1 protein-coding gene and 1 pseudogene are annotated in these 3,534 nt (G+C 72.2%); both read right to left on the reverse strand.

Going from position 1 to position 3,534, the window contains the following annotated elements; genetic code table 11:
* Nucleotides 1-243 (reverse strand): annotated as a pseudogene (locus RMO04_RS17540) (hypothetical protein); the annotation flags it as partial.
* A gap of 18 nt (nucleotides 244-261) precedes the next feature.
* Nucleotides 262-3,534: hydantoinase B/oxoprolinase family protein (locus RMO04_RS17545; RefSeq protein ID WP_309646057.1), on the reverse strand; the 3,273-nt coding region annotated here is incomplete at its 5' end.

The following is a 3,534-nucleotide window of genomic DNA, read 5'->3' on the forward strand; positions in this document are numbered from 1 at the left end:
CTCGGCCAGGGTGCGGTCGGGGGCGCGGAAGGCGGTCTCGATGCGGGTGACCTCGGGCATCACCTGGTCGCGCAGGTCGAGATAGCCGGTCAGGGCGCCGTGGCACCAGGAGACCAAGCCGTAGTCATCCTGCGGCGCGCCGTTGGGGAACGGCAGCTCGATAGGCGCGGGTTCGGCGGCGGGCGGCGGCGGCGCCTCGGCGTCTTGGGCGAACAGGGCGAGCGCGAACAGCAGAGCGGACATGGAACCTCGAAACTTTCGTCAGGCGACGGCGCGACCATATCCCCCGCCCCCCGGGGTCTCGATCTCGATGACGTCGCCGAGCTGGACGGTAATGGAAAAGCAGCCGGGCAGTTCCTTTACAGCGCCGGAGCGCGCGATCAAACGCTGACGACCGGGCAGGGCAGGGCCGCCGCCGGCGATCCCCTGGGGCGCGTGGTCACGGCGGGTGGAGAGCAGCGCCGCCTCCATGGGGGCCAGGAACCGCACCCGGCGATAGGCGCCCTCGCCGCCGGCCATGGCGCCCGAACCCGCCGAACCGTGACGAATGGCGAAGGCCTCGACCCGGACCGGAAAGCGTCGCTCCAGGATTTCCGGGTCGGTGAGGCGCGAGTTGGTCATGTGGGTGTGGACGGCGCTGGTTCCGGGGCGGTCGGCGGTGGCGCCGGCTCCGCCGCAGATGGTCTCGTAATACTGGCGGTCCTCGTCGCCGAAGGTGAAGTTGTTCATGGAGCCCTGGGCGTTGGCCATGACGCCCAGCGCCGCATAGAGGGCGTCGACCACGTGCTGGCTGGTCTCCACGTTCCCGGCCACCACGGCGGCGGGGTACTTCGGGGCCAGCATGGAGCCCTCGCGGGTGAGGATCTTCAGCGGCTCCAGGCAGCCGGCGTTGAGCGGAATGTCGTCGTCCACCAGGGTACGGAACACATAGAGCGCCGCGGCGTCGACGATGGCCGAGGGGGCGTTGAAGTTGGAGCCCAGCTGGCCGGCCGACTCGCGGAAGTCCAGCGTCGCCTCGCCCTTGGCGGCGTCGACCGTGGTGCGGACCACGATCTCGCCGCCCCCGTCCATGGGAATGCGGGCCGCCCCGTCGCTGAGCTTGCCGACGGCGCGGCGGACGGAGGCCGCGGCGTTCTGCTGGACGAAGCCCATGTAGGCGGCGACGGCGGGGCCGCCATAGGTCGCGATCATGTGGCGGACAGAGGCCGCGCCGGCCTGGCAGGCGGCGATCTGGGCCTTGAGGTCGGCGATGTTGCGATCCGGGGCGCGTGAGGGCCACCGGCCAGAGCCCAGCGCCGCGCGGGTGTCGGCCTCCAGGAACCTGCCGCCCTGCATGATGGGGAGCGCGTCCAGCAGCACGCCCTCCTCGTCCAGGGTGTGGGAGAAGGGCGGCATGGAGCCCGGCTGAACGCCGCCGACGTCGGCATGGTGGCCGCGAGCGGCGACATAGAAGGCCGCGCTCTGATCTGCCTCGGCCATGAAGATCGGCATGACCACGGTGATGTCGGGCAGGTGGGTGCCGCCGGCATAGGGGTTGTTGAGCGCGAAGGCCTCGCCGGGCTTGAGGTCCGGATGGCGGTCGCGGACGGCGCGGACGCTGGCGCCCATGGAGCCGAGGTGAACCGGCATGTGCGGGGCGTTGGCCACCAGGCCGCCATCGGCGTCGAACAGGGCGCAGGAGAAGTCGAGCCGCTCCTTGATGTTGACCGAATGGGCGGTGCGTTCCAGGGCCGCGCCCATGGCCTCGGCCACGCCCATGAAGCGCTTGTTGAACAGCTCCAGGGTGACGGGATCGGGCCGGTCGAGGGTGAGGTCGGCGGTCACGATGTGCTGCTGGCGGTCCAGGCGGATCATGCCATCGGGGCCGGGCTTGGCGATCCAGCCGGGCGAGACGGCGATCTGGGTGTCGGGGCGAACGATAAGCGCGGGGCCGGCGAGTTCCGTGATCGAGCTGGCCGTCACGATCGGCGCATCATGCCATTCGCCGTGGAAGAACATCCTGACCCGCTCATCCCTGCCAAGGTCGGAGGGCTGGGCGCTGGAGGAAGAGCCCGCCGGCTCGGCTGGTGAATCTGGGTTCCGGCCTTCGCCGGGATGAGCGGATTTCGAGACCGCCTCCACCTCCACCGTGGCGATGACGATGGGCAGGGTCGCCTCAATGAAGCCGAACAGGCGCTGGTGGCCGGCTTCGAAGGCGGCCTTGACCTCGCTGAGCGGACCGATGGCGATGGAGATCTGGGCGTCGGCGCCGTCGTAGCGCAGGCGCAGGGTGCGGCGGAGCTCGGACGCCTGGGCGCCCTGCTCGGCCAGGGCCGCGCGGGCCTGAGCCTCGACCTCGACCGCCAAGGCCTGGGCGCGCGCCAGGCCGGCGTCGTCCAGGACGGCGTCGAGACCCATCTGGCGCAGGCTTGTCACCTCCGCCTGGCCGATGCCCCAGGCCGAGAGCACGCTGCCATGGCGGGGACAGAGCACCTGCCAGGGGCCCAGGGCGTCGGCGACCTCGCAGGCCACCTGGCCCGCCGCGCCGCCGAAGGCGGTGAGGGCATGGTCGCGAGGGTCGAAGCCGCGCTCGGTGGAGATGCGGTCGGTGGCCCGCGCCATCTGCTCGACCGCGATGGCCACGAAGCCCTCGGCGGCGGCCTCGACGCTGGGCGAGCCCATGGCCTGTGCCAGCTTGGCGATGGCGGCGCGGGCGGCCTCGACGTCCAGCGGGGCCTCGCCCTTCGGCCCGAAGATCGACGGGAAGAAGCGCGGATCCAGGCGACCCAGGACCAGATTGGCGTCGGTGACGGTGGCGGGGCCGCCACGGCCGTAGGCGGCGGGACCGGGATCGGCGCCGGCGCTCTGAGGTCCCACCCGGGCGCGCAGGCCGTCGAACGCCAGGATCGAGCCGCCGCCGGCGGCCACGGTCTCCACGTCCAGCATCGGGCTGCGCAGGCGCACGCCCGCCACCCTGGCGGTGTCGCGACGCTCCAGGCTGCCGGCGTAGCGGCAGACATCGGTAGACGTGCCGCCCATGTCGAAGCCCAGGACCTGTTCGACCGCGGCTATCTGGGCGGTGCGGGCCACGCCGACCACGCCGCCGGCCGGTCCCGAGACCACGGCGTCGCGGCCGCGGAACGCCTCGGCGCGGACCAAGCCGCCGGCCGAGGTCATGAAGTAGAGGGGCGCGCTATCCACCGCCCGGGCCACGCGCTGGACATAGGCCTGCAGGATCGGCGTCAGGTAGGCGTCGGCGACGGTGGTCTCGGCGCGGGGAATGAAACGGGGCAGGGGCGAGACCTCGTGGCTCAGGGCCACGAAGTCGAATCCGGCGGCGCGGGCCAACTCGCCGGCCGCGATCTCGTGGGCCGGGTTGAGGTCGGCGTGCAGGAAGGCGATGGCGGCGGAGGCGAAACCCTCGGCGCGAGCCTCGGCCAAGCGCCCCGCGAGCCCGCTGCTGTCGAGGGGGGTGACGACCGCGCCGTCGGCGGCAAGCCGCTCATCGGCCTCGACCACGCCGGAATAGAGCGGGTCTGGCCGGATGATGTTGAG

Origin of the sequence: Phenylobacterium sp., assembly GCF_031412415.1 — a bacterium.
Lineage (GTDB): Bacteria > Pseudomonadota > Alphaproteobacteria > Caulobacterales > Caulobacteraceae > Phenylobacterium.